Raw genomic sequence first — 22592 nt, 5'->3', positions numbered from 1 at the left:
TGTGTGATATGCTTTCCCTTTCACTATGGCTGCGAAGCTTTTCTGATGATCTGTATCAGTTCTAATCTGTTTTTTTCGACTTTCCGCACTTTGAAATCGAAGGATGCGTCCGATGCGGTCTCTCCCTCGGACGGGAGATGGTCCAACAGTTCTATCACGTATCCGCCCACAGAGTCGTAGTCTTCAGACTCGATCTCCGTATCGATCAAATCGTTTAGATCGTCAAGCTTTAAGGAGGCGTTTACGAGATAGGAGCCGTCCTCAAGTTCCTGGAAGCTTTCTGATTCATTGTCGTCGTACTCGTCCCGAATCTCTCCCACCAGTTCTTCTAAAATATCTTCCAGTGTGATCAGACCGGCTGTAATCCCGTATTCGTCCAAAACGATGGAGAAGCTGACATTTTCCTGCTGCATCTGAGCCAACAGGCTGGATATCTTCTGGGTCTCATAGGTGAAAAATGGTTTTCTTAACACGTCTCTGATATGAAAGATTTCTCCGCGGTGCAGTGTGCGGTAGAAATAAATATCCTTTAAATATACGATTCCGATGACCTTGTCCTTTGTCTCCTCATATACCGGCAGACGGGAATACTGTGTAGCCATGAACAGCTCCATTACCTCGTCGTAAGAAGCGTCGGCAGATACAAACGTAATATCGATTCTCGGAATCATAATGTCTTTCGCAATGGAATCTTTAAAATCAAAGACATTATAAATCATTTCTTTTTCATCTTTTTCGATGACACCATCTTCATGGCTGGCGTCAACGATCGTTCTCAGCTCCCGCTCTGTCATGACCTGTTTTGACTGCTTTGCATCGATCCGCAGCAGCATCAGGAGACCTGTGGAGAGCTTATTGATGACGATCACTACCGGGGTCAGGACTTTGGTCACATAATAGATGACAGGTCCGAAGCGGAGTGCAAGGTTTGTATTTTTGATCGTCGCATAAGTCTTCGGAGTGATCTCACCGAAGATCAGGACGAGAATCGTAAGAACACCGGTTGCGATCCCTGCTCCGGCACTTCCGAAAACATCAATGGCTAATGTTGTGGCCAGAGATGTGGCAGAGATATTGACAAGGTTATTTCCGATCAGGATGCTGCTGAGCATGGCTGCCGGGTTTTCGATCAGCTGAAGTACTCTCTTGGCTTGTCTGTTGCCGTCTTCCACTAAAGCGCGGATGGTATGAACGTTGACTGTCGTAAGCGCAGTCTCCGACGACGAGAAAAATGCCGACAGAGCTAGTAAGATAATTAAGATACATAATCTTAATATGACACTGGGGTCCAAATAAAATCCCTCCTAATTGATGTGGTTTATAGTGTGAGTTTTTCACTGCCTCCAGTCGGCTCCGAAGAGACTTCCTGGCAGTAATGAAGAAAAAAGCCGCAGGATGGCACCTCTTAAATAAGCGGGAGCCTTCTCCGGCAGATATTTATTCATTTTACAGATGATCGGGGTGAGGCAATCCATGAGCCCAACGAAAATCATATGTAAAACGTCTGTGGTTACGATAATTTTACTAGCCAAGCGGGGAAGTGTCAAGTTTTGCCTTGAAGGACGTCTCTCTTAAAAGGCGGCTATTTATGCTGATAGTAAAAAATGGCAAGCTGTGTCCGGTCTCTGAGCTCCAGTTTTTCAAGGATGACACTCAGATAATTTCTTATGGTTCCCTCGCTTAAAAACAGACATTCAGAAATTTCTTTATTGCTCATTCCTTTGGCTATGTATTCGATCAGGCGCAGCTCTTTTTCGCTGATGCCGTAGTCAGAATAGGAAAAATGCTGTTTGCTTGAGAGCAGATCCGGAATTTTTGAGATGATCTCATTTCCGAAAACGTTCTGACCGTTTTCCACAGCGTGGAGGGCAGGCAGGATGCTCTCGAAGTCCTGTTTCAGGATGTAGCCTTTTGCACCGATATTCAGGGCATCGATGATATATTCATCGTCAGAGAATGTCGTCAGAAACAGGATTTTAGAATCCGGATATTTCCTGCGGATTTCTCTCGCGGCCTCGATGCCGTTCATGCCGCTCATCCGGATATCCATTAACAGAACATCCGGATGATGTAATTCATATAAAGAGACAGCCTCAGCACCGCTTGACCCCAGGGCCTGCACATGAACGTCACCAGATGACTCTAAAATTGTTTTCAAAGAAGCCGACACAAGTTTGTCGTCGTCGACAATAATGATCTTCATGATTTACCTCCCGGCTGATAAGATGCCGTATTGCGCGGAACAGTGATAAATATTTTAAAACCGCGTTCAAATGTAATGTTTATAGTGCCGTGAAAAGATTCGATCCGTTCTTTCATATTGAGAAGGCCCATCCCGGAGGAATAAGATTTCGGCGCCGTGGACCCGTCGTCTTCAAATAACAGCTGATAGAAGGATGGATGTTCCCTCAGTACAAGGCGAATCCGTGCTGCGTCGCTGTGCTTTGAAGCATTTGTAAATGCTTCTTTTATGATTGCGGCAAAGCAGAACTGAAGGTTTTGAGGAGGAGGCTCGGATATATCATATTCCAGATCTACGGTGTACTCCGGATACCCGTGTATGATCTCGGCGACAGAGTCACGAAGACTCACAGATGACTCCTGAAGCCCGTGCACGCTGGTGCGTATGCTGTCCATGGCCGTATTCAAAGTCTTATGCAGTTCGGACAGAGGAGCAGACAGGCTGCTGTCATGATTCAGAGCTTTAAGGGCACCCAGCTGCAGGATCGAGCGGGAAAGCATATGCCCTACGTTGTCATGAATCTCTCTGGCAATTCGATTTCTCTCTTTCAGGGTTGCAAGGTGTACTTCCGTCTCTTGTTTTTCCATCAGATACTGGTTCTTTTTATTCAATAAAAGATTCAGTTCCATACTGTCATCTCTCAGTTTTTTAAACTCTTCCCTCATCTTCTCAAGCTTTTGGGTACGGACGGCCAGAAAAAGAGAAAGCAGCAGACTGAGCATCAAATCCATGCGAAGGAAAAAAGGACGGTCCATGAAAAAAGGCACGGACGCCACAATTAAAATAGCACCGGGGAATTTTTGTCTGGTCCGGGTACAGTCGTAACAAAACAGAGGAAGAAAAATACTGAAAACCGGAAGGAAAAGACAGAGAACTCCGTAGAAACCTGAGACTGCAAAAGACAGTTTTTCTTCATTTTTAAGGGAAAGAAAACAGGAGGCCGTAAAAGCAGTCAAAAAAGCAATGACAGGCATGGTTCCAGACTCCCTTGAAAGAAGGGGCAAAATAAAAAGCAGCAAAACAAATTTATCAATAAGTACAGACATAAAACCCACCCTTCCCGAAATTACTTTAAGTATACCTTATCGTGCGAAGCACGTCCACCCGAAGGGTATAAAATACGGTGTGCCCTGTGGGTATACCTTATCGTGCGAAGCACGTCCACACAGAGGGTATAAAATACTGTTGTTGAATAATTCCATTTGTTTGATGTGTTCTTGTCCAGCGGATATTACGTCCATTTTGACCAGTTTGGAGGCCTTGCATTCGAAGAGATGTTAGTTTTTCTTCTTTCAGCAAAGGCTCGGAGGCGGTGTGCAAAGCACAGTGAGGCTGTCTGAGCGTCAGCGAGTTCCGAACGGGCCGCCGGAGAGACTTTGCTGAAAGTTAGAAAATCTTACATCTCTGAGACAGCAAGCCGGAAAACTGGTCAAAATGTCATGACAAATGTCACTTCCGCTCCTGACACAAGACACTGTAACCATACAGCAGGATCATGTATAGTAAAATTATCAAATGAAAGGGGTGGAATTATGGAACAGTCTGTCATCGAAATAAAAAATTTAGTTAAGAGATATAAGGATCTTCTGGCACTGGATCATTTAAATATGGAGGTCAGGCAAGGAGAGGTTTTTGGACTTCTCGGGCCGAACGGTTCAGGGAAGACCACAGCCATCAACTGTATACTGGGACTCTTATCCTATGATAAAGGGGAGATCAGAGTTTTCGGGAAACCTATGGAAGCCGATTCTTATGAGAGCAAAAGAGAAATCGGTGTGGTCATGCAGAATGTTGCAGTCTTTGATGAACTTACGGTTGTTGAAAATATTGATTATTTCTGCGGACTTTATGTCAGAGACAAGAAGGAGAGAAAGAGGCTTGTGGAAGAGGCTGTCCAGTTTGTGGAACTGGAAGAATTTCGGAAGTTTTACCCGCCAAAACTTTCCGGAGGCCTGTTAAGACGCCTCAATATCGCCTGCGGCATTGCCCATAAACCAAAATTGATCTTTTTGGATGAACCGACCGTAGCAGTTGATCCCCAGAGCCGCAATAAGATTCTGGAGGGGATTCTTGAATTGAACCGGCAGGGGACGACTGTCGTTTATACCTCTCATTATATGGAGGAAGTGGAGCAGATCTGCAGCAGGATACTGATCATGGATAAGGGGCGTCCGCTGGCTACAGGCACGAAAGAGGAACTGAAGCAGATGATCAAAATGGGAGAAAAGATCACGGTGGATGTATCTGACCTAAAAGAAGAGGAACTTCAGGCAGTACGTAATATGAAACATGTATTCCAAGCGGATTACACAGACGGAAAACTCTATGTGCAGTGCAGCGGGGGCAGTCACAACCTGGTAAATGTTCTCGGATACCTGTCTGAAAGAGAAGTTTCGTTCGGCAGAGTTTATTCGGAGCTTCCCACATTAAATGACGTATTTCTGGAGATCACAGGAAAACAGCTGAGAGATTAGGAGGGGAAACTATGTTTTGGCATTTATATAAATATCATTTCAAAGCATCCATTAGAAATAAGTCCGCTATTTTTTGGAGTTTTGCATTTCCTCTCATACTTGCTACCCTGTTCTATTTCGGATTTGGAAATCTTTTAAACGATTCGGAAGAACTGAAACCAGTCCCGGCAGCAATCGTGGAGACGAAGGCGGCAAAAGATGCGGAAGGATTTAAGCAGACTGTGGCGGAGCTTTCAAAAAAGGGGGAAGATCAGCTTCTGAAAGTGAAGTACACATCTTTGAAGAAAGCCGAAAAGCTGCTCCAAGACGGAAAGATTGACGGCTTTTATACTCTGGGAGACAACATAAGGCTTACAGTGAAAGAAAATGGCATCAACCAGACGATTTTAAAAGAGGTCAGCGATCAATATATCCAGATGAATCATATGGTACAGCAAACGATAAAAGAACACCCGGAAGGGATGGAAAAACTGGTGAAGGCGATATCACAGAATATGGTAGAGAATCAGCAGATCAGTCTGGGGAATGAAGATGCCAATATGATGGTGCAGTATTTTTATGCGCTGCTTGCGATGGTATGTCTCTACGGAGGTTTTCTGGGACTTCAGAGTGCCCTCCATGCTCAGGCGAACTTGTCGGATATTGCGGCCAGAAAAGCAGTTTCTCCGGCAGATAAGCTGAAAAGTACAGCAGCTGATTTCCTCGTAGGCGTGACGGTACAGTTTTTGGCATTCCTGGTGGCAATCGGTTATATGCGGCTCGTTCTGAAAATTGATCTTGGAAGTCAGGCAGGATTTATTTTGCTGGCAGGATTTATCGGATGTTTTACCGGGGTGTCCATAGGGCTGTTCATCGGTTCGATCGGCCGGATGTCCAGGGATACAAAAAGCGGGCTCAACATAGCCATCAGTATGTTTTTCTGCTTCTTCAGCGGATTAATGATAGGAAACATGAAAGACATCGTGGAAAAACATGTACCGCTTTTCAACAGAATCAATCCGGCAGCACTGATCACGGACTGCTTTTACAGCCTGAATATTTATGATGACCTGTCAGTTTATCTCAGAAGCTGCATTTCACTGATCATAATTTCTGTTTTATTTTGCCTTGGGAGTTTTTTCATGATGAGGAGGAAAAAATATGCAAGTATTTAAATGCTTTTTTAAAATTGTCAGAAGTAAAAAACTCGCAATGTTTATATATGCCGGAATCTTTTTCGTACTGACCATCTTATTTTCAAGCTTCGGTAAAGACAGCAATACCGGATTCCAGACAACAAAAATTAATGTTGGCATTGTAGATCATGATAAAAGCACGGCTTCCAAAGCTCTGAAGACATTTCTCTCAAATGAACAAAATGTAAAAGACATAAAAGATGAGAAGAAAACAATGCAGAATGAATTGTTTTACAGAAATGCAGAATATATTCTGATTCTGCCGAAAGGATTCGGGGAGAGCCTGTTAAGCCAAAATAAAAAGGTACAAATAGAAAATGTAAAGGTTCCCGGCTCAACCAGCGGATATATGATTGACGAACAGGTAAATAAGTTTACAAAGATGGTGAGGAGCTATCTGGCCGCAGGGTTTTCAGAACAGCAGGCGGTGGAGAGGGCAGAAAATACATTAAAGTCATCGGCACAGGTGAACCTGCTGGGAAGCAAAAAGGCCGGCGAACAGAGCAATACCTCGTATTATTTTCAGTACCTTGCCTATATCTTCATTGCCCTGATCACAGTGGCAGTGAGTCCGGTATTCATGGTCTTTTATAAAAAAGATATCAGAAGAAGAAACCAGTGCTCCGCGGCTACAGAACGATCCAGGAATCTTCAGCTGGCGCTTGGGACACTGACGGCATCCGTGGGCTGCTGGCTGGTGTTTATGCTGCTGGCTATGGCGATATACCGGGATGAGATTTTTCAGGGCAATCTTTTGTTGTTTATGCTCAACAGCCTTATGTTCATGGGCGTTTCGGCAGGCATCTCTTTTCTTGCGGGGCTTCTCGTCACTAATGATGACGCACTCCAGGGGGTAGTAAATGTGGTGTCTCTTGGAAGTGCATTCCTTGGCGGAGTGTTTGTACCGCTTGAGTTTATGAGCAAACAGGTACTGACTGTTTCAAGATTCCTTCCGACCTATTGGTATATCAGATCCAATAAGCTGATCGACCAGCTGGATGTTTTTGATATGAGCCATATATGGCCTGCAATGCAGGGTATCCTGATTCAGGCGGGATTTGCCCTGGCACTGTTTGCGGCGGCCATGCTTGTGAGCAAACAGAAGAGGACTGCTTAGAAAACACCAGACAAAAAGGCTGCAGACATATCCTGAACGATTGTCTGCAGCCTTTTTAACAGGAAATCAAAAGACAGGTTTACTTTGCTTTTTCGGCAAATGTATTGTCAACCAGTTTATCGAATGGGACGGAGTCATCTAATTCTCCTGCGTTTTTCAGGATATCCTGAAGAAGGGCAAACCCATCTTCACTGAACACAGGATTTTCTTTATAGGTATCCTGATCCTTGTAGCGCTTGATGATGGTGATCAAATCGTTTTTCGATACGTCGGGGAACTGTCCGCCGATGACAGCTGCAATCTCTTCCGGCGTATGTTTATTTACGTATTCCTGGCCTTTTTTGATGGCATTGGTAAAGCCCTGTATGATTTTTGGATTCTTTTTGATATAACTCTTCTTTGCACAGTAGGTCGTATAAGGAACAAACCCGCTTTCCACGCCTATGGATGCGGCAACATACCCCGCACCCTGTGTTTCGAGGGCAGTTGCATTGGGTTCAAATTCCACGGTAAAGTCTCCTGTGCCGCCGGAAAAAGCCCCGGATGTGTTGGCAAAGTCGATGTTTTGGACCATCTTGATATCTTTTTTCGGATCGATTTTCTGTTTCTTCAGAACATACTCAAAGATCATCTGAGGCATTCCGCCTTTTCGTCCGCCGATCACTTCCTTGCCCTTGATATCGTTCCATGAGAAGTTTTTGATCTTTTTTCTGGAAACGAGGAAGTTGCCTGCACGCTGGGTAAGCTGCGCAAAGTTGACGGCATAGTCCTGGTTTCCTTCGTTGTACTGATAGATGCTGGCTTCCGGTCCCATGAAGCCGATGTCTGCATTTCCCGAGATCAGAGCGGTCATACTTTTATCCGCACCGAATCCTGTATCCACTTTCAGGTCGATACCTTCGTCCTTGAAATATCCTTTTTCAATGGCTACATACTGGGGAGCATAGAAGACAGAGTGGGTAACTTCGTTTAAGGTGACTTTGGTGAGCTTTTTTGTCTCTTTTTCGGATTTAGATGTTCCGCATCCGGACAAAACGCCCAGAGCCAGTACAGAGGACAGAAACGCGGCAGCAAGTTTTTTTACTTTCATAAAAACTCCTAAAAAATACTTTATTTCTTAGAGTATGCACGGCAGAAAAATCGGTGCAAATCTTCTTTACTTTAACGCGCTGATGTTGTATATTAAAACTAATCAAGCATCGAAAAGTCGAAGCAGGAAAAGGAGCAGCATATTATGAGCAAAAAGATTAAGACAGAGGCCGCCAAACGGCTGTTTCAGGCGATTCTTACGTTGGAGACAGAGGAAGAGTGTTTTACTTTCTTTGAAGATTTATGTACGGTGAACGAATTGGAATCCCTGGCACAGCGTTTTGAAGTGGCTTCCATGCTCAGGGAAAAACATACGTATCTGGAAGTGGCAGAAAAGACGGGAGCATCCACGGCTACGATCAGCAGGGTCAACCGTTCTTTAAACTACGGAAGCGACGGATATGATTTGGTATTTAACAGAATGAAGAAATAGGCTTTCGCCTATTTCTTCATTTTTTTCTCTTTCTTTTCTTTTTCCGGACTGTCAGTATAGAAATTGTCGATCATTTTCTCGATCAGCTGTTTTTTCGCATAAATATCATAGCACAAAAGTGTGATGAAGGAAAAATGCTGAAGCAGATCCCGGTCCTTTTCGTCTTCCACGAAAGCAAAAGATTCCCTGGCCTTTTTCAGGTCATCCGCTACGGATTCCGCGATCACCGGCTTCTGTCTGTGTTCCAGCTGATAAATCTCCTCATAGATATCGAAAAACGACAGTTCCCTGTCATCGTCATAAAAGTGGTTTTTCAGCGGGGCCAAAAGAGACTTGATATCTGAAATAGACATGAAGTTTTTCAGGTAATAGATATAGATTAAAAGAATCATATGATTTCTGGAGTATTTCTTTTTGCTGGAAGGCGGCAGCAGATCATTCTTTGAATAATTATTGATCATTGTTTTGGTGAAAATCTTATCTCCCTGAAAACGGGTGGAATTTTTTAATTCTGTGTCCATAAAAGTTGTGATCTGGTCCATATAAAGGTCGATATTTGGAATATCTTCCGGTAGTATATAGTCTAATTCCAGCCACTTTGAAAGCTTTTCTTTTAAATCATCCATACATCGTCCTCCTTGATTGTATGATAACTACATTATACGGTTTTTTAAACTATATGACAAGTCTCTGACATGACATTTTCCGAAGGATTTTTGTTTTGAAAGCGGGGCATAAAAACTCAGGCACATTTATCGCTTCTTTGTTTTGACCGGATGTAGTATAATAGTAGTTAGTCTTACCGGAAAGGAAGGTTAAACAGAAGTAGAACAGAAGCAAGAAAGGATATTACATATGAGCATATATGATACATTGAATGAACAGCAGCGGGAAGCCGTATTTTGTACGGAAGGGCCTCTGCTTCTGCTGGCCGGCGCAGGCTCAGGCAAGACAAGGGTCCTGACCCACAGGATCGCCTATCTGATCGAACAGGGAGTAAATCCCTATCACATCATGGCGATAACATTTACCAATAAAGCAGCCAGAGAGATGAGAGAGCGTGTGGATGCCCTGGTGGGTTCCGGAGCGGAGCATATATGGGTCAGCACGTTTCATTCTACCTGTGTCCGCATATTGAGGAGACATATCGACAAGCTTGGCTATGACAACAGTTTTACCATTTATGACAGCGATGACCAGAAGTCTTTGATCCGGGGCATCTGCAAACAGTTTAAGGTGGACACAAAAAGTCTGCCGGAGCGTGCCGTGATGAATGCAATCTCCTCAGCGAAAGATGAGTTTATGACACCGGGAGAATACGAAACCCGGTATAATTTTGATTTTAAGAAAAAGAAAATTGCAGAAATCTACAAGGAATACCAAAAACAGCTGAAGGCCAACAATGCCCTGGATTTTGATGATCTTTTATTTAAAACAGTAGAGCTGTTTCAGTTTCACCCTGAAGTTTTGGACTATTATCAGGAGCGCTTCCGCTATATTATGGTGGATGAGTACCAGGATACAAATACCATCCAGTTTCAGCTCATCAGCATGCTGGCGAGGAAGTATCAGAATCTCTGCGTTGTAGGAGATGATGACCAGTCTATCTACAAATTCCGGGGTGCAAATATCAAAAATATTTTAAACTTTGAGGGCGTATTTCAGGATGCTGAAGTGATCAAGCTGGAACAGAATTACCGCTCCACAAAGAACATTCTGAATGCCGCCAATGAAGTCATCAGAAACAATAAGGGCCGGAAAGAAAAAGCCCTTTGGACAGAAAATGACGACGGAGATACGATTGTATTTCACCAATATGGGACAGAATATGAAGAGGCGGGACAGATCGTCGAAGAGATCGGCCGCCTGGCAAAAGATGGAGTGGACTATAAAAATATCGCGATTCTTTATCGGACCAATGCACAGTCCCGTATTTTTGAAGAGAAATTTATGATCAAAAATATTCCATACCGGATCGTGGGCGGAACGAACTTCTATCAGAGAAAAGAAGTAAAGGATGTGATCTGTTATCTCAAAGCTGTGGATAACGGCCTTGACGATCTGGCAGTGAAAAGGATCATTAATGTTCCCCGGAGAGGGATCGGCGCGACAACCATCGACAAGGTTCAGACCTATGCGATCGAGCAGAATATAGGGTTCCTGGATGCATGCTTTCAGGCAAGACAGATAGAATCTCTTGCCAATGCAAAGAGAAAGATCGAAAAGTTTTCAGAACTGATCGCAGACTTTAGGGAACAGGCACAGAAGGGAAGTCTTGAAGACCTGTTTCACTATATTTTGGAGGAGACAGGGTACGTAACCGGTCTTGAGGCCGAGGGAACGGAAGAGGCCATGGCCAGAATAGAAAACATTAATGAACTTCTGAACAAAATCGTTGCCTATGAAGAGACTGCGGAGGAACCCACACTTTCGGGGCTGCTTGAGGAAATCGCTCTGGTAGCAGATATCGACAGTCTGGAAGATTCAGACAACAGGGTCATTCTCATGACGCTCCACAGTGCAAAAGGGCTGGAGTTCCCTTATGTATTCATCAGCGGAATGGAGGACGGAATTTTCCCAAGTTATATGACCATAATTTCTGAAGACCAGGAAGAACTGGAGGAGGAGCGGAGGCTTTGTTATGTGGGCATTACCAGAGCCAAAGAGCGCCTTTATCTGAGCGCTGCAAAGCGCAGAATGATGCAGGGAAGAACTCAGTTTAACAAGGTGTCCCGTTTCATTGATGAGATCCCGCAGGAACTTTTAAAGCTGGATTACGGCGTTAATTTGAATGATAAGCGGCCGGATCATGATATTTTTTCATCCAACCGGAGGACTCAGTTCAGAAAACCGTTCCAAAAACATCAATTTGCAGAACCAAAGGCAGAGTCGCTCTCTTATGGAAAAGGTGACCGAGTGAGCCATATCAAATTCGGCCAGGGCACTGTCATGGAAATCGTCTCCGGAGGCCGTGACTATGAGGTCACGGTAGACTTCGATAAACACGGTGTAAAAAAGATGTTTGCTTCCTTTGCAAAATTAAAGAAAACCGAGCAAAATTAGAAAAAAGATTAGTAATGAAACGGGATAAGTGATATAATAAAAAAAACACATAAGAAAGGGTGAATGACATGAAAAGTTTTGACGATTTACTAAGCGCGGCAAAAGTATCAGACATTATGCACAAGAAAGACAAAGATGATAATAAAATTGTCTGGGCTCTGGCAATCATCGGTGCAATCGCAGCAGTGGCAGGGATTGCGTATGCAGTCTACAAGTATTTGACTCCAGATTACATGGAAGACTTTGACGATGATTTCGATGACGATTTTGATGATGATTTCTTTGAAGATGAAGATGATATAAAGTTATCTGCAAAAGAGGAAGAAGAATAAAATTTACAGAAGGCATCTCAGCTGTGAGATGCTTTCTTTTTTGTTTCTTAGAAAAGACTTTGTCAAGCGAATGCTTAAGGAAATCATTTGACTCCGTCAAAATATAAAAATTTTTTTAAGAAAGAATGTAGAAGCCGGCGGCAAAACGTGACACAAAGCGCGCAGTTATGCGGTTTAACCCGGTTTTAAAAAAATACAAAAAAGATGTTGACTTTTGCGCGCCTGTCCAGTATAATAAATCTTGCTTGTGAGAAAGACGGCAGCCAAACAACAGCAGTTTTGGAAAGTCTTTCAAGAAGGAATTACATATCGGGGTGTGGCTCAGCTTGGCTAGAGCGCTTGATTTGGGATCAAGAGGTCGCAGGTTCGAATCCTGTCACCCCGACTTTGCGGGTGTAGTTCAATGGTAGAACTCCAGCCTTCCAAGCTGATCACGTGGGTTCGATTCCCATCACCCGCTTTCGCTTTGCGAAGCATAGTATATATATTTATGCATATGAGTCTGTAGCTCAGCTGGATAGAGCAACGGCCTTCTAAGCCGTAGGTCATGGGTTCGAATCCCCTCAGGCTCGTTTTATTTCGCTCTTTTGAAATAATAATTTTATAGTTCATGTTTATGGTGGGTATAGCGCAGTTGGTTAGCGCGCCAGATTGTGGCTCTGGAGGCCGTGGGTTCGAATCCCATTATCCACCCTTTTTGTTTTATTAATTACAGGACTACTGGATTTCCTGAAAGATAATGGGCTATCGCCAAGCGGTAAGGCACAGCACTTTGACTGCTGCATTCGCTGGTTCGAATCCAGCTAGCCCAGTACGGGTGTGTAGCTCAGGTGGTAGAGCACTTGACTTTTAATCAAGTTGTCCGGGGTTCGAATCCCCGCACGCTCACTAGTCATCTATCGTTTATAGTATAGGTGGCATTTTTTATGCGGATGTGGCGGAACTGGCAGACGCGCTAGACTTAGGATCTAGTTCTTCGGAGTGCAGGTTCGATTCCTGTCATCCGCATTCATTTAATTTTACAGGCTGAAAAAACAGAACGGTACATTTGGATGGAATGTACCGTTCTGTTTTTGTTTCAGAGGTACTTATGAACATACGGCTGCATGCTTTGACCGGTTTTTGAAAAATCAGATTATTAAAATCAATTATTGAATTATCAGTTTTAAAAGCACTGCATATACTAAGAATCAGAAGACAACAAAACGGGCAGGAACCGGGAAAATCGAGGTCAGAAAAATGAACTTCTTTTAATAAGAAGAAATCGAAAAATCTGACCTCTTTTTTGTGGAAAACAAAAGAGTAGTATAAATTGCATAAATAAGTATATGGATTCGAGGAAAATATCAGATAAAACATACAATAATAATTGGTAGAACCAAAGAAAATTATATTTCAAGAGTAAAAAAAGTGATTTTTCGTGAAAAATTTCGTAAAAAATAGGTTAATTTTTAGAATTGACAAAGCAATATAGGAGTATTATACTCACTACAAATTTAGGAAAGGAGGAGCAGTCGATGAGTTTATCGGAGAAATTGATGGAAGAACTTGTGAGCAGGACAGCGTTCACCATTCCTCTCTTCGGCGGGATTCCGGTACCGGAATCGGTTGTCGTCACATGGGGTATTATGGCTTTTGTCATCCTGCTGTGCCTGATCTTTGTGAGAAATTTAAAGCTTGTCCCCACAAGAAAGCAGGCCTGCATTGAGACTGCGGTGGGAGGAGTATACCGGTTTTTCCACGGGATTCTGGGCGACGAAGGAAAAGGCTATATCCCGTATCTTGCGACAGTCGGAATTTATCTCGGCCTTTCCAATTTGAGCGGTCTGGTCGGACTGACACCGCCTACGAAGGACATCAACGTAACGGCAGGGCTGGCGGTCATGAGCATCGTGCTGATAGAATATTCGGGAATCAGGAAAAAGGGTTTTAAGGGGTTCATAAAGAGCTTTGCCGAGCCTGTTCCGTTTATCGCACCGCTTAACGTGCTGGAAGTCTTCATAAGGCCTCTGTCGCTGTGTATGCGGCTCTTCGGAAATATTCTGGGCGGATTCGTCATAATGGAACTCTTAAAGATCGTAGCGCCGATTCTGGTGCCGATCCCGTTCAGTTTTTATTTTGACGTATTTGACGGACTGATTCAAATGTATGTGTTCGTTTTCCTGACGGCCATCTTTATGAAAGAGCTGATGGATTAGAATAACAAAAACAATCAATTATAGTATAAGGAGATGTAGATTATGTCATTAGTAGCATTAGGAGCAGGTATTGCAGTATTATCAGGTATTGGAGCAGGTATAGGTATCGGAATCGCCACATCAGGCGCAACAGATGCGATCGCAAGACAGCCGGAGGCAACAGGAGAGATCAATAAGACGCTGCTGCTCGGATGTGCGCTTGCAGAGTCAACGGCAATTTATGGTCTGGTTGTTGCAATCATTATCATGTTTGTACTTTAAAGAGAGCTTGGAGGCGGTATAGGTGTTAACATTTAACTCAGGACTCCTGTGGACGTTCGTGAATCTCATTGTGTTTTTCCTTATCTTAAAAAAGCTTCTTTTTCAGCCTGTTATGGGCATGATTGAGAAAAGGGAACAGATGATCAGCGGACAGATAGAGGATGCGGAACAAAAAAATACCCAGGCCGGGCTGCTGAAGGAAAAATACGAGGCCGAGCTTAAAAACGCCAATCAGGAGGCGGCTATGATCGTAAAGACAGCCAAGGAGCGGGGAAAAGAAGAATATGAGAAGATTTTAAGAGATGCCGGTGCGGAGGCGTCCAAAATAATTGCGGACGCAAGTAAAACCATCGAGACAGAGCGGGAAAAAGCAGTGCAGGGAATACAGAATGAAATTGCCCAGGTGGCGATCGCGGCGGCTTCCAAAGTGATTCAGGAGAATGTTGACCAGGCATCGAATGAAAAAATACTGGATGATTTTTTGAGAGAAGCGGGTGCAGGCCAATGAATGAGCTGACAGATAATTATGCAAAAGTATTTTTTGACTTAACGATCCCTGAAGAGTACATCCATGAGACGAAAAGGATCTGCAGTGAGTGTCCGGAATTCGTGAAGGCACTGGCAAGTCCGGTAGTCACAAAAAAAGAAAAACATGCGGTCATTGAAAGAGTGATCCCGGGACCGGTGCAGAGCTTTTTTAAGGTCGTCACAGACAACGGTGAGGCAGACAGCATCTTTGAGATATTTGCATCATATGATGAATTGGTTCAAAGAAAAAATAAAGTAGTCAAGGCAGTCTTTGCTTATGTCACCAAACCGGATGACAGGAAAATTGAAGACATAAAAAATATGATCTGCCGAAAATATCATAAAACAGGCGTAAATCTGCAGCTGAAAGAAGACCCGTCATTAATCGGCGGATTCATTCTGACTGTAGGTGATGATGTATATGACAGAAGCGTGAAGGCTTCCATTACAAAATTACAAAATAGCCTTGTGCGGAGGTGAAACAGTTGGGCAATATAAATCCGGAAGGAATTATTTCCGTTTTAAAAAGTGAGATAGAAGATTATGAGAATAAAATTGAGGTGCAGGAGGAAGGAACCGTTATCCAGGTAGGCGATGGTATTGCGACCGTGCATGGTTTAAACCATGCGATGTACGGGGAACTGGTAGAGTTTGAGAACGGTACCAGAGGCATTGTGCAGAATCTGGAGATGAAGACGATTGGCTGTGTGCTGCTGGGAAGTGATCACGGGCTGATTGAGGGGTCCAAAGTCGTCAGAAGCGGCAAGCGTGCCGGAGTACCGGTCGGGGATGCTTTGGTCGGACGTGTGGTTAATGCGCTGGGTGCTCCGATCGACGGAAACGGACCGATCAAGACCGATGGGTACCTCCCGATTGAGAGAGAAGCGGCGGGAGTCATCGACAGAAAATCCGTAGACGTACCGCTGGAGACAGGGATCCTTGCCATTGACGCAATGTTTCCGATCGGACGGGGACAGAGAGAACTGATCATCGGTGACCGTCAGACCGGCAAAACGTCCATTGCTGTGGACACAATTTTGAACCAGAAGGGCAAAGACGTCATCTGTGTGTATGTAGCTATCGGGCAGAAAGCATCCACTCTGGCTAAAATTGTTTCCACACTGAAGAAGCATGATGCCATGGACTATTCAATCGTCGTATCCGCATCGGCAAGCGATGTGGCTCCGGTCCAGTATATCGCGCCGTATTCCGGCACGGCCATGGCAGAGTATTTTATGGACAAAGGAAAAGACGTTTTGATCGTCTATGACGATCTGTCCAAACATGCGGTAGCTTACCGGGCCATGTCTCTGCTCTTACAGAGGCCGCCGGGACGGGAAGCATATCCCGGAGATGTATTCTACCTTCATTCAAGGCTGCTTGAGCGTTCATGCAGGCTGAATGAAGAACACGGAGGAGGATCCATTACGGCGCTGCCGATCATTGAGACTCTGGCAGGCGATGTATCTGCCTATATTCCTACCAATGTCATTTCCATCACAGACGGACAGATATTCCTGGAGAGTGATTTGTTCTTCTCCGGAATCCGGCCGGCGGTCAATGTGGGTCTGTCCGTTTCCCGTGTAGGAGGGGCGGCACAGACGAAAGCGATGAAGAAAGTTTCGGGAAGTCTGAGAATCGACCTGGCCCAGTTTCGGGAAATGGAGGTCTTTACCCAGTTCAGTTCAGATCTGGACCCGCAGACAAAGGAACTCCTTGATCATGGAAACAGGCTGGTAGAATTATTGAAACAGCCGCTCTATCATCCGATGAGCCTGCACAAACAGGTTATTCTTTTATGTGCAGCCAACCATCGTCTGCTCATGGATGTTCCGGTGAATGAGATCAAATCTTTTACAGAAGATCTTGTATCATTTTTTGAGGCTAAATATAGTCAGCTGGTCAGAGAGATTGATGAGAAAAAGGTACTGACCGATGAGGTAACGGAACAGATCGTTCAAGCAGTAAAAGAATTTAAAAAGTAGGTGAGCATACATGGCAAATATGACAGAAATCCGCTCCAGAATGAAAAGCATTCAGGAGACCATGAAGATCACCAACGCAATGTATCTGATCTCTTCCACAAAGCTTAGGAAGGCAAGGGAAAAGCTGGATGCCACGGCCCCATATTTTGAACTGCTCCAGTCGACAATCAAAGATATTCTGTTTCATTCACCGGACATTAATCATACCTTTTTTGACCAGAGGAAAAAGATAAAACCGGAAGATAAAAAGCGGGGTTATGTGGTCATGACGGCAGACAAGGGGATGGCTGGAGCCTACAACCATAATGTGCTGAAGCTTGCACAGGAGCGTCTGGCACAGGGAAATGACAATACCCTGTTTGTCATCGGCCAGATGGGAAGGAAGTATTTTACGAAAAAGAATGTCAGGATTGACATGGAGTTTCTTTATACCGCTCAGGACCCCAGCATGTGGCGTGCCAGAAATATTGCGGAAACATTGGTCGATCTTTACCGGAAGGAAAAACTGGATGAGATCTATATTATCTATACAAAGATGGTGACGCCTTTGAAGGCAGAGCCTGAAATTATCCAGATCCTGCCGCTGAAACGGCAGAGTTTTGAGGAAATGAATGTGGAACTCGAAAAGTATCACAAGATTGCGGATTATTCTCCGTCTCCCAAAGTAGTGATGGACCATTTGGTGCCCAACTATGTGAAAGGACTGATTTACGGAGCCCTGGTAGAGTCATTTTCCAGCGAGCAGAATGCGCGTATGATGGCGATGCAGGGGGCTACGGAAAGTGCAAAAGACATGATCAGGGAACTGTCGCTTTTGTATAACCGTGCCAGACAGGCGGCAATCACCCAGGAGATTACAGAGATTGTAAGCGGCGCGAAAGCGTTTCAGAAGAAATAATAATTGATTGAGATATAGAAAGAATTGTGGTGAAGATATGGAAAAGGGAAAAATCGTACAGGTTTTAGGTCCGGTCGTGGACGTGGAATTTGACGGCGGGTATCTTCCGCTGATCAAAGATGCGCTGACGGTAGAACTGGACGGCAAAAAACTTGTCATGGAAGCTGCCCAGCATATGGGGAACAACATTGTCCGCTGTATCCTGCTCGCATCCAGCGAAGGACTGTCTAAAGATATGGAAGTGACAGCCACGGGAGCAGGGATCACGGTTCCGGTGGGCAGGCAGACACTGGGCAGAATGTTTAATGTGCTGGGACAGAATATTGACGGGAAAGAGCAGGTCGAAGGAGAAGAGCAGTGGGTCATTCACAGGGATCCTCCTACATTTGAGGAGCAGAGCCCGGTCGTAGAGATCCTGGAGACAGGAATCAAAGTCATCGACCTTCTGGCACCTTATGCAAAAGGCGGTAAAGTCGGATTGTTCGGCGGTGCCGGAGTGGGTAAAACGGTGCTGATTCAGGAGCTGATCCATAACATCGCCACGGAACACGGCGGATATTCTATTTTTACCGGGGTGGGAGAACGCTCCAGGGAGGGAAATGACCTGTGGACAGAGATGAATGAATCCGGGGTTATCGACAAGACAGCCCTCGTGTTCGGGCAGATGAACGAACCGCCGGGAGCCCGTATGAGAGTGGCGCAGACCGGTCTTACGATGGCAGAATATTTCAGAGACAGGGAGCATCAGAATGTGCTGCTGTTCATCGATAATATTTTCCGCTACGTACAGGCAGGTTCCGAGGTATCCGCACTGCTTGGCCGCATGCCTTCTGCCGTCGGCTATCAGCCGACGCTGGCCAATGAAGTCGGAGAGCTGCAGGAGAGGATCACGTCCACGAAAAACGGATCGATCACCTCTGTGCAGGCCGTCTATGTGCCTGCGGATGATTTGACGGACCCGGCTCCGGCAACTACCTTTGCCCATCTGGACGCCACCACGGTGCTTTCCAGAAAGATCGTGGAACAGGGAATCTATCCTGCGGTAGATCCGCTGGAATCCACATCCAGAATTCTGGAAGCGGAAGTGGTGGGAGAAGAACATTACGAAGTTGCAATGCAGGTTCAGGAGCTCCTCCAGAAGTACAAAGAGCTTCAGGATATCATTTCTATCCTCGGTATGGAAGAACTGGATGAAGACGATAAACTCGCAGTTTACCGTGCCCGTAAGATCCAGAAATTCCTCTCACAGCCGTTTCATGTGGCAGAGAATTTTACCGGCATGAAGGGCAAATATGTGCCGGTGAGCGAGACCATCCGCGGATTTAAAGCCATTATAAGCGGAGAGATGGACGAATATCCGGAAAATGCATTCTTTATGGTGGGAACCATTGATGAAGTCATTGAGAAGGCAAAGAGTGAAACGGCCAGGGAAGCGTAAGAAAGAGGGATGAGCATGGGAAAGACCTTTTATTTGGAAATTACGGCCAGTGACCGGAAGTTTTATAACGGTGAATGTGAAATGATGATCTTTCCGGCGATCGACGGGCAGCAGGGCATCCTGCCCAACCATGAGTCCATGGTGACCGCTGTGAAGGCAGGAGAACTCAGGTTCAAAGTAAATGGTGAGTGGAAAGAAGCTGCCGTGGGCGATGGATTTGTTGAGATTATGCCGGAATTCGTCGTTCTTTTGGCAGACACGGTGGAATGGCCGGATGAAATTGATATCCGGAGGGCAAAAGAAGCAAAAGAACGGGCCCAGGAGAGGCTCAGACAGAAGGAAAGCCAGAGAGAGTACTATCACAGCAAGGCGGCGCTTTCCAGAGCAATGGCAAGGCTTAAAGTGACAGGAAAACATTTATAAGGCAGAATTCGATGCCGGAGGTCGACAACAATTAGTTGACAAGCCCAAAAGAATCCGCTATTATAAACTTTAATAAAAGGGAGTAGCTGGCGAGCAAATCGTTTGCGGTGTCGTCAATCTCGATGAAGAAATTCATCCGTATCGTAATGAAACAGCGAGACTTTTATTGCACGAAAGATGCAGTAAAAGTCCCGCTGTTTTTTTCGTCGGAAAAAGAAAGAAAATACATATAGAAATGGAGAATGATGAAAATGAAAGAATTTTACCAACAGACAGCAGAAGAAGTCAGGAAGCAGCTCAATGGCTCAATGGAACCGCTGACTGCAGCCCAGGTCACGGAACATCAAAAGCAGTATGGGTATAATGAATTGGTGGAAGGAAAAAAGAAAAGTGTGCTTCAGATTTTTCTGGAACAGTTTAAAGATTTTCTGGTCATTATACTGATTGCAGCGGCCACGGTGTCAGGATTTCTTGGGGATGTGGAGAGCACCGCGGTTATTTTGGTTGTCATCACGATCAATGCCATTCTCGGTACGGTCCAGACTGTGAAAGCGGAACAGTCTCTGAACAGCTTAAAGCAGCTTTCGGCTCCTACAGCCAAGGTGATCCGGGACGGAATCACGGTACAGATTCCTTCCAGGGAAGTGACTGTGGGGGATGAGATACTTCTGGAAGCAGGGGATTCCATACCTGCGGACGGAAGAATCTTAGAATCAGCCAGCTTAAAAGTGGACGAGAGTGCACTGACCGGGGAAAGCCTGGGTGTTGAGAAGACCACAGGCATCATCATCAGCCAGGTTCCGCTTGGTGACCGGACCAATATGGTGTACTCGGGAAGCTTTGTCACCTACGGAAGAGGAAAATTCCTTGTGACCGGGGTGGGAATGGACACAGAAGTCGGAAAGATTGCGGGAATGCTGAAAAATACAGAGGAAAAGAGGACTCCTCTCCAGGTCAACCTGGATCAGTTCGGACAAAAACTTTCCATCCTGATTCTGGTATTCTGCGGCATTTTATTTGGGATCAGCGTTATCCGGGGCGAGGATATGGGAGACGCATTTATGTTTGCCGTAGCATTGGCGGTTGCGGCGATCCCGGAAGCATTAAGTTCTATCGTGACGATCGTTCTCTCCTTCGGAACACAGAAGATGGCCAAGGAGCATGCGATCATCAGAAAGCTCCAGGCGGTGGAAGGACTGGGAAGTGTGTCCATTATCTGTTCTGACAAGACCGGTACGCTTACGCAGAATAAGATGACAGTAGAAGACTATTATGTGGGAGGTGTCAGGATTCCTGCCGCCCATATCGATCTGAAGAAACCGGCCCAAAAACAGCTGCTTGACTACAGCATGCTCTGCAACGATTCTACGAACGTCAACGGCGAAGAGATTGGAGACCCCACGGAGACGGCGCTGATCAATCTGGGGGACAAGCTGGGAAGAAAAGCTGAGAGCGTCCGTTGCTTTTACCCGAGGGTGGCAGAGATACCTTTTGACAGTGACCGTAAACTGATGTCTACGGTACATGATATGGAAAACGGCTATGTCATGGTGACAAAGGGAGCTGTGGACGTGCTGTTAAACCGTCTGGTATCGATTCAGAAAGGAGACAAAACCACGCCGATCACCAACTGGGATAAAAAACAGATTGAAGCCTGCAACCAGGAGTTTTCACGGAACGGTCTGAGAGTTTTGGCTATTGCATATAAGACCATAGAAAAAGGGAAACGGCTCACGCCGGAGGATGAAAACGGCTATACGTTCCTTGGACTGATCTCTATGATGGACCCTCCAAGAAATGAATCCAGATCTGCGGTAGCGCAGTGTATCCAGGCGGGGATACGCCCGATCATGATTACAGGAGACCACAAAGTAACTGCCGCTGCCATAGCCAAGCGAATCGGCATATTAAAACATGAAAGCGAAGCCTGTGAAGGTTCTGAGATCGACCATATGTCTGATCAGGAGCTTGAGAAATTTGTGGAAGGGATTTCTGTCTATGCGAGAGTTTCGCCGGAGCATAAGATCCGGATCGTAAAGACATGGCAGAGAAAGGGCAATATCGTTTCAATGACAGGTGACGGAGTCAACGATGCGCCGGCGCTCAAGCAGGCAGACATCGGGGTTGCAATGGGGATCACGGGAAGTGAAGTTTCCAAAGACGCTTCCTCAATGGTGCTTACAGACGATAACTTTGCAACCATCGTAAAGGCAGTGGAAAACGGAAGGAATTTGTACCGGAACATAAAAAATGCGATCCAATTCCTGTTGTCGGGAAATTTTGCGGGAATCCTTGCGGTGCTCTATGCGTCTGTCGCTGCACTTCCGGTTCCGTTTGCTCCGGTGCATTTACTGTTTATCAATCTGCTGACAGACAGCCTTCCGGCCATTGCACTCGGACTGGAACCCCACACCGACAAGGTGATGGAAGAGAAACCGAGGCCTGTGAACGAATCCATACTCACAAAAGATTTTCTGGTGAATATCGGAATCGAAGGATTTGTGATCGGAGTCATGACGATGATCGCATTTATGGTGGGATACCGGGACCACAATGCTCTTCTGGCGAGCACAATGGCATTTGGAACGCTTTGTATGTCGAGGCTGGTGCACGGCTTTAACTGCAAGTCAAATTATCCGGTGCTGTTTACAAGGAAATTTTTCGACAATGTGTATCTGATTGGTGCATTTATACTCGGAGTGATTCTGATGACATGCGTAATGACGATACCTTCGCTTCATACATTGTTTAAGGTCCAGACACTGAATATGCGGCAGCTGTTTACCGTATATGGGCTGGCACTGGCCAATCTTCCGCTGATCCAGCTGCTGAAAGCCATAAGAGTAAGAGTGAGGATATTATAAGATGATGATAAAAGGAGCCGAATCCTGATTTTATTTTGGGAATCGGTTCCCTTTTTCTTGTCAGAAAGACAG

The 22592-nt window shown here is 45.2% G+C and carries 20 protein-coding genes and 7 tRNA genes; 22 read left to right on the top strand and 5 right to left on the bottom strand.

Going from position 1 to position 22592, the window contains the following annotated elements; genetic code table 11:
* Positions 1 to 23: 23 nt before the first annotated feature.
* From ANCC_RS11620 to ANCC_RS11610, 3 genes are all read right to left on the bottom strand, one after another.
* Positions 24 to 1292: an HlyC/CorC family transporter gene (locus tag ANCC_RS11620; protein WP_039947100.1), complete on the bottom strand. Its 1269-nt coding sequence runs from the start codon at positions 1290 to 1292 to the stop codon at positions 24 to 26.
* A 290-nt stretch (positions 1293 to 1582) separates the two neighbouring features.
* The gene (locus ANCC_RS11615; RefSeq protein ID WP_006568962.1) at positions 1583 to 2203 is read right to left on the bottom strand and encodes a response regulator transcription factor; all 621 of its coding nucleotides are present in this window, start codon (positions 2201 to 2203) and stop codon (positions 1583 to 1585) included.
* The gene (locus ANCC_RS11610; RefSeq protein ID WP_006568961.1) at positions 2200 to 3288 is read right to left on the bottom strand and encodes a sensor histidine kinase; all 1089 of its coding nucleotides are present in this window, start codon (positions 3286 to 3288) and stop codon (positions 2200 to 2202) included. The genes ANCC_RS11615 and ANCC_RS11610 overlap by 4 nt, the downstream gene beginning before the upstream one ends.
* A gap of 486 nt (positions 3289 to 3774) precedes the next feature.
* Here ANCC_RS11610 and ANCC_RS11605 point away from each other — a divergent pair, with 486 nt between their 5' ends.
* From ANCC_RS11605 to ANCC_RS11595, 3 genes are read left to right on the top strand one after another with little or no spacing between them, the layout of a single operon-like run.
* On the top strand, positions 3775 to 4716 hold the full coding sequence (locus ANCC_RS11605; RefSeq protein ID WP_006568959.1) for an ABC transporter ATP-binding protein: 942 nt from the start codon (positions 3775 to 3777) through the stop codon (positions 4714 to 4716).
* 11 nt (positions 4717 to 4727) lie between these two features.
* Positions 4728 to 5870: an ABC transporter permease gene (locus ANCC_RS11600; protein ID WP_006568958.1), complete on the top strand. Its 1143-nt coding sequence runs from the start codon at positions 4728 to 4730 to the stop codon at positions 5868 to 5870.
* Positions 5857 to 7008, top strand: coding sequence for an ABC transporter permease (locus ANCC_RS11595; RefSeq protein ID WP_006568957.1), 1152 nt, complete (start codon positions 5857 to 5859; stop codon positions 7006 to 7008). The genes ANCC_RS11600 and ANCC_RS11595 overlap by 14 nt, the downstream gene beginning before the upstream one ends.
* A 79-nt stretch (positions 7009 to 7087) precedes the next feature.
* Here the strand turns inward: ANCC_RS11595 and ANCC_RS11590 are convergent, their stop codons facing one another.
* Positions 7088 to 8098: an ABC transporter substrate-binding protein gene (locus ANCC_RS11590; RefSeq protein ID WP_006568956.1), complete on the bottom strand. Its 1011-nt coding sequence runs from the start codon at positions 8096 to 8098 to the stop codon at positions 7088 to 7090.
* A 144-nt stretch (positions 8099 to 8242) separates the two neighbouring features.
* Between ANCC_RS11590 and ANCC_RS11585 the strand changes: the two genes are divergently transcribed.
* Positions 8243 to 8530 carry a YerC/YecD family TrpR-related protein gene (locus ANCC_RS11585; RefSeq protein ID WP_006568955.1) on the top strand — a complete coding sequence of 96 codons (288 nt, stop codon included), beginning with the start codon at positions 8243 to 8245 and terminating at the stop codon, positions 8528 to 8530.
* 8 nt (positions 8531 to 8538) lie between these two features.
* On the opposite strand, the gene ANCC_RS11580 is transcribed toward ANCC_RS11585, so the two are convergent.
* Complete coding sequence (locus tag ANCC_RS11580) at positions 8539 to 9156, bottom strand: DUF1836 domain-containing protein (RefSeq protein ID WP_006568954.1); 618 nt, start codon at positions 9154 to 9156, stop codon at positions 8539 to 8541.
* Positions 9157 to 9385: 229 nt separating this feature from the next.
* On the opposite strand from ANCC_RS11580, the gene pcrA reads away from it, so the two are divergent.
* The 18 genes from pcrA (at position 9386) to ANCC_RS11490 (ending at position 22520) form a co-directional block, all read left to right on the top strand.
* Positions 9386 to 11593: a DNA helicase PcrA gene (gene pcrA / locus ANCC_RS11575; protein WP_006568953.1), complete on the top strand. Its 2208-nt coding sequence runs from the start codon at positions 9386 to 9388 to the stop codon at positions 11591 to 11593.
* 68 nt (positions 11594 to 11661) lie between these two features.
* Positions 11662 to 11925 (top strand): hypothetical protein, encoded by a 264-nt coding sequence (locus ANCC_RS11570; RefSeq protein WP_006568952.1) that lies wholly within the window; start codon positions 11662 to 11664, stop codon positions 11923 to 11925.
* 310 nt (positions 11926 to 12235) lie between these two features.
* Positions 12236 to 12310: transfer RNA gene (locus tag ANCC_RS11565), tRNA-Pro, on the top strand.
* A 4-nt stretch (positions 12311 to 12314) separates the two neighbouring features.
* Positions 12315 to 12385, top strand: a tRNA-Gly gene (locus ANCC_RS11560).
* A gap of 38 nt (positions 12386 to 12423) precedes the next feature.
* A tRNA-Arg gene (locus tag ANCC_RS11555) sits at positions 12424 to 12497 on the top strand.
* Between the two features lie 47 nt (positions 12498 to 12544).
* Positions 12545 to 12618, top strand: a tRNA-His gene (locus tag ANCC_RS11550).
* Positions 12619 to 12665: 47 nt separating this feature from the next.
* Positions 12666 to 12737 (top strand) — tRNA-Gln (locus tag ANCC_RS11545).
* A gap of 3 nt (positions 12738 to 12740) precedes the next feature.
* Positions 12741 to 12813, top strand: a tRNA-Lys gene (locus ANCC_RS11540).
* Between the two features lie 40 nt (positions 12814 to 12853).
* Positions 12854 to 12933, top strand: a tRNA-Leu gene (locus tag ANCC_RS11535).
* Between the two features lie 509 nt (positions 12934 to 13442).
* Positions 13443 to 14123 (top strand): F0F1 ATP synthase subunit A, encoded by a 681-nt coding sequence (locus tag ANCC_RS11530; protein ID WP_006568950.1) that lies wholly within the window; start codon positions 13443 to 13445, stop codon positions 14121 to 14123.
* A gap of 42 nt (positions 14124 to 14165) precedes the next feature.
* On the top strand, positions 14166 to 14384 hold the full coding sequence (gene atpE / locus ANCC_RS11525) for an ATP synthase F0 subunit C (RefSeq protein ID WP_006568949.1): 219 nt from the start codon (positions 14166 to 14168) through the stop codon (positions 14382 to 14384).
* Between the two features lie 22 nt (positions 14385 to 14406).
* A complete protein-coding gene (gene atpF, locus ANCC_RS11520; protein ID WP_006568948.1) occupies positions 14407 to 14892 on the top strand; it encodes a F0F1 ATP synthase subunit B in 486 nt (161 codons plus the stop codon).
* The gene (atpH, locus tag ANCC_RS11515) at positions 14889 to 15392 is read left to right on the top strand and encodes an ATP synthase F1 subunit delta (protein WP_006568947.1); all 504 of its coding nucleotides are present in this window, start codon (positions 14889 to 14891) and stop codon (positions 15390 to 15392) included. Before atpF ends, atpH begins: the two co-directional genes overlap by 4 nt.
* 5 nt (positions 15393 to 15397) lie before the next feature.
* Complete coding sequence (gene atpA / locus ANCC_RS11510) at positions 15398 to 16897, top strand: F0F1 ATP synthase subunit alpha (protein WP_009290445.1); 1500 nt, start codon at positions 15398 to 15400, stop codon at positions 16895 to 16897.
* Positions 16898 to 16907: 10 nt separating this feature from the next.
* Positions 16908 to 17795 (top strand): ATP synthase F1 subunit gamma, encoded by an 888-nt coding sequence (gene atpG / locus ANCC_RS11505; protein WP_006568945.1) that lies wholly within the window; start codon positions 16908 to 16910, stop codon positions 17793 to 17795.
* A 37-nt stretch (positions 17796 to 17832) separates the two neighbouring features.
* Positions 17833 to 19233, top strand: coding sequence for a F0F1 ATP synthase subunit beta (gene atpD, locus ANCC_RS11500; protein WP_006568944.1), 1401 nt, complete (start codon positions 17833 to 17835; stop codon positions 19231 to 19233).
* A gap of 9 nt (positions 19234 to 19242) precedes the next feature.
* Complete coding sequence (gene atpC, locus ANCC_RS11495) at positions 19243 to 19656, top strand: ATP synthase F1 subunit epsilon (RefSeq protein ID WP_006568943.1); 414 nt, start codon at positions 19243 to 19245, stop codon at positions 19654 to 19656.
* A 251-nt stretch (positions 19657 to 19907) separates the two neighbouring features.
* Positions 19908 to 22520 carry a cation-translocating P-type ATPase gene (locus ANCC_RS11490; protein ID WP_039947097.1) on the top strand — a complete coding sequence of 871 codons (2613 nt, stop codon included), beginning with the start codon at positions 19908 to 19910 and terminating at the stop codon, positions 22518 to 22520.
* The last annotated feature ends 72 nt before the right edge of the window (positions 22521 to 22592 follow it).

The organism is Anaerostipes caccae L1-92, assembly GCF_014467075.1.
Lineage (GTDB): Bacteria > Bacillota > Clostridia > Lachnospirales > Lachnospiraceae > Anaerostipes > Anaerostipes caccae.
The sequence above is the reverse complement of the archived record's forward strand: the minus strand, read 5'-3'. Positions and strand labels throughout refer to the sequence as shown.

What these genes read in the sequence shown, in the direction of transcription:
- ANCC_RS11615 (WP_006568962.1), bottom strand. Translation starts at nt 2,203, where the DNA reads ATGAAGATCATTATTGTCGACGACGACAAACTTGTGTCGGCTTCTTTG.
- ANCC_RS11610 (WP_006568961.1), bottom strand. Translation starts at nt 3,288, where the DNA reads ATGTCTGTACTTATTGATAAATTTGTTTTGCTGCTTTTTATTTTGCCC.
- ANCC_RS11605 (WP_006568959.1), top strand. Translation starts at nt 3,775, where the DNA reads ATGGAACAGTCTGTCATCGAAATAAAAAATTTAGTTAAGAGATATAAG.
- ANCC_RS11600 (WP_006568958.1), top strand. Translation starts at nt 4,728, where the DNA reads ATGTTTTGGCATTTATATAAATATCATTTCAAAGCATCCATTAGAAAT.
- ANCC_RS11595 (WP_006568957.1), top strand. Translation starts at nt 5,857, where the DNA reads ATGCAAGTATTTAAATGCTTTTTTAAAATTGTCAGAAGTAAAAAACTC.
- ANCC_RS11590 (WP_006568956.1), bottom strand. Translation starts at nt 8,098, where the DNA reads ATGAAAGTAAAAAAACTTGCTGCCGCGTTTCTGTCCTCTGTACTGGCT.
- ANCC_RS11585 (WP_006568955.1), top strand. Translation starts at nt 8,243, where the DNA reads ATGAGCAAAAAGATTAAGACAGAGGCCGCCAAACGGCTGTTTCAGGCG.
- ANCC_RS11580 (WP_006568954.1), bottom strand. Translation starts at nt 9,156, where the DNA reads ATGGATGATTTAAAAGAAAAGCTTTCAAAGTGGCTGGAATTAGACTAT.
- pcrA (WP_006568953.1), top strand. Translation starts at nt 9,386, where the DNA reads ATGAGCATATATGATACATTGAATGAACAGCAGCGGGAAGCCGTATTT.
- ANCC_RS11570 (WP_006568952.1), top strand. Translation starts at nt 11,662, where the DNA reads ATGAAAAGTTTTGACGATTTACTAAGCGCGGCAAAAGTATCAGACATT.
- ANCC_RS11530 (WP_006568950.1), top strand. Translation starts at nt 13,443, where the DNA reads ATGAGTTTATCGGAGAAATTGATGGAAGAACTTGTGAGCAGGACAGCG.
- atpE (WP_006568949.1), top strand. Translation starts at nt 14,166, where the DNA reads ATGTCATTAGTAGCATTAGGAGCAGGTATTGCAGTATTATCAGGTATT.
- atpH (WP_006568947.1), top strand. Translation starts at nt 14,889, where the DNA reads ATGAATGAGCTGACAGATAATTATGCAAAAGTATTTTTTGACTTAACG.
- atpG (WP_006568945.1), top strand. Translation starts at nt 16,908, where the DNA reads ATGGCAAATATGACAGAAATCCGCTCCAGAATGAAAAGCATTCAGGAG.
- atpD (WP_006568944.1), top strand. Translation starts at nt 17,833, where the DNA reads ATGGAAAAGGGAAAAATCGTACAGGTTTTAGGTCCGGTCGTGGACGTG.
- atpC (WP_006568943.1), top strand. Translation starts at nt 19,243, where the DNA reads ATGAGCATGGGAAAGACCTTTTATTTGGAAATTACGGCCAGTGACCGG.
- ANCC_RS11490 (WP_039947097.1), top strand. Translation starts at nt 19,908, where the DNA reads ATGAAAGAATTTTACCAACAGACAGCAGAAGAAGTCAGGAAGCAGCTC.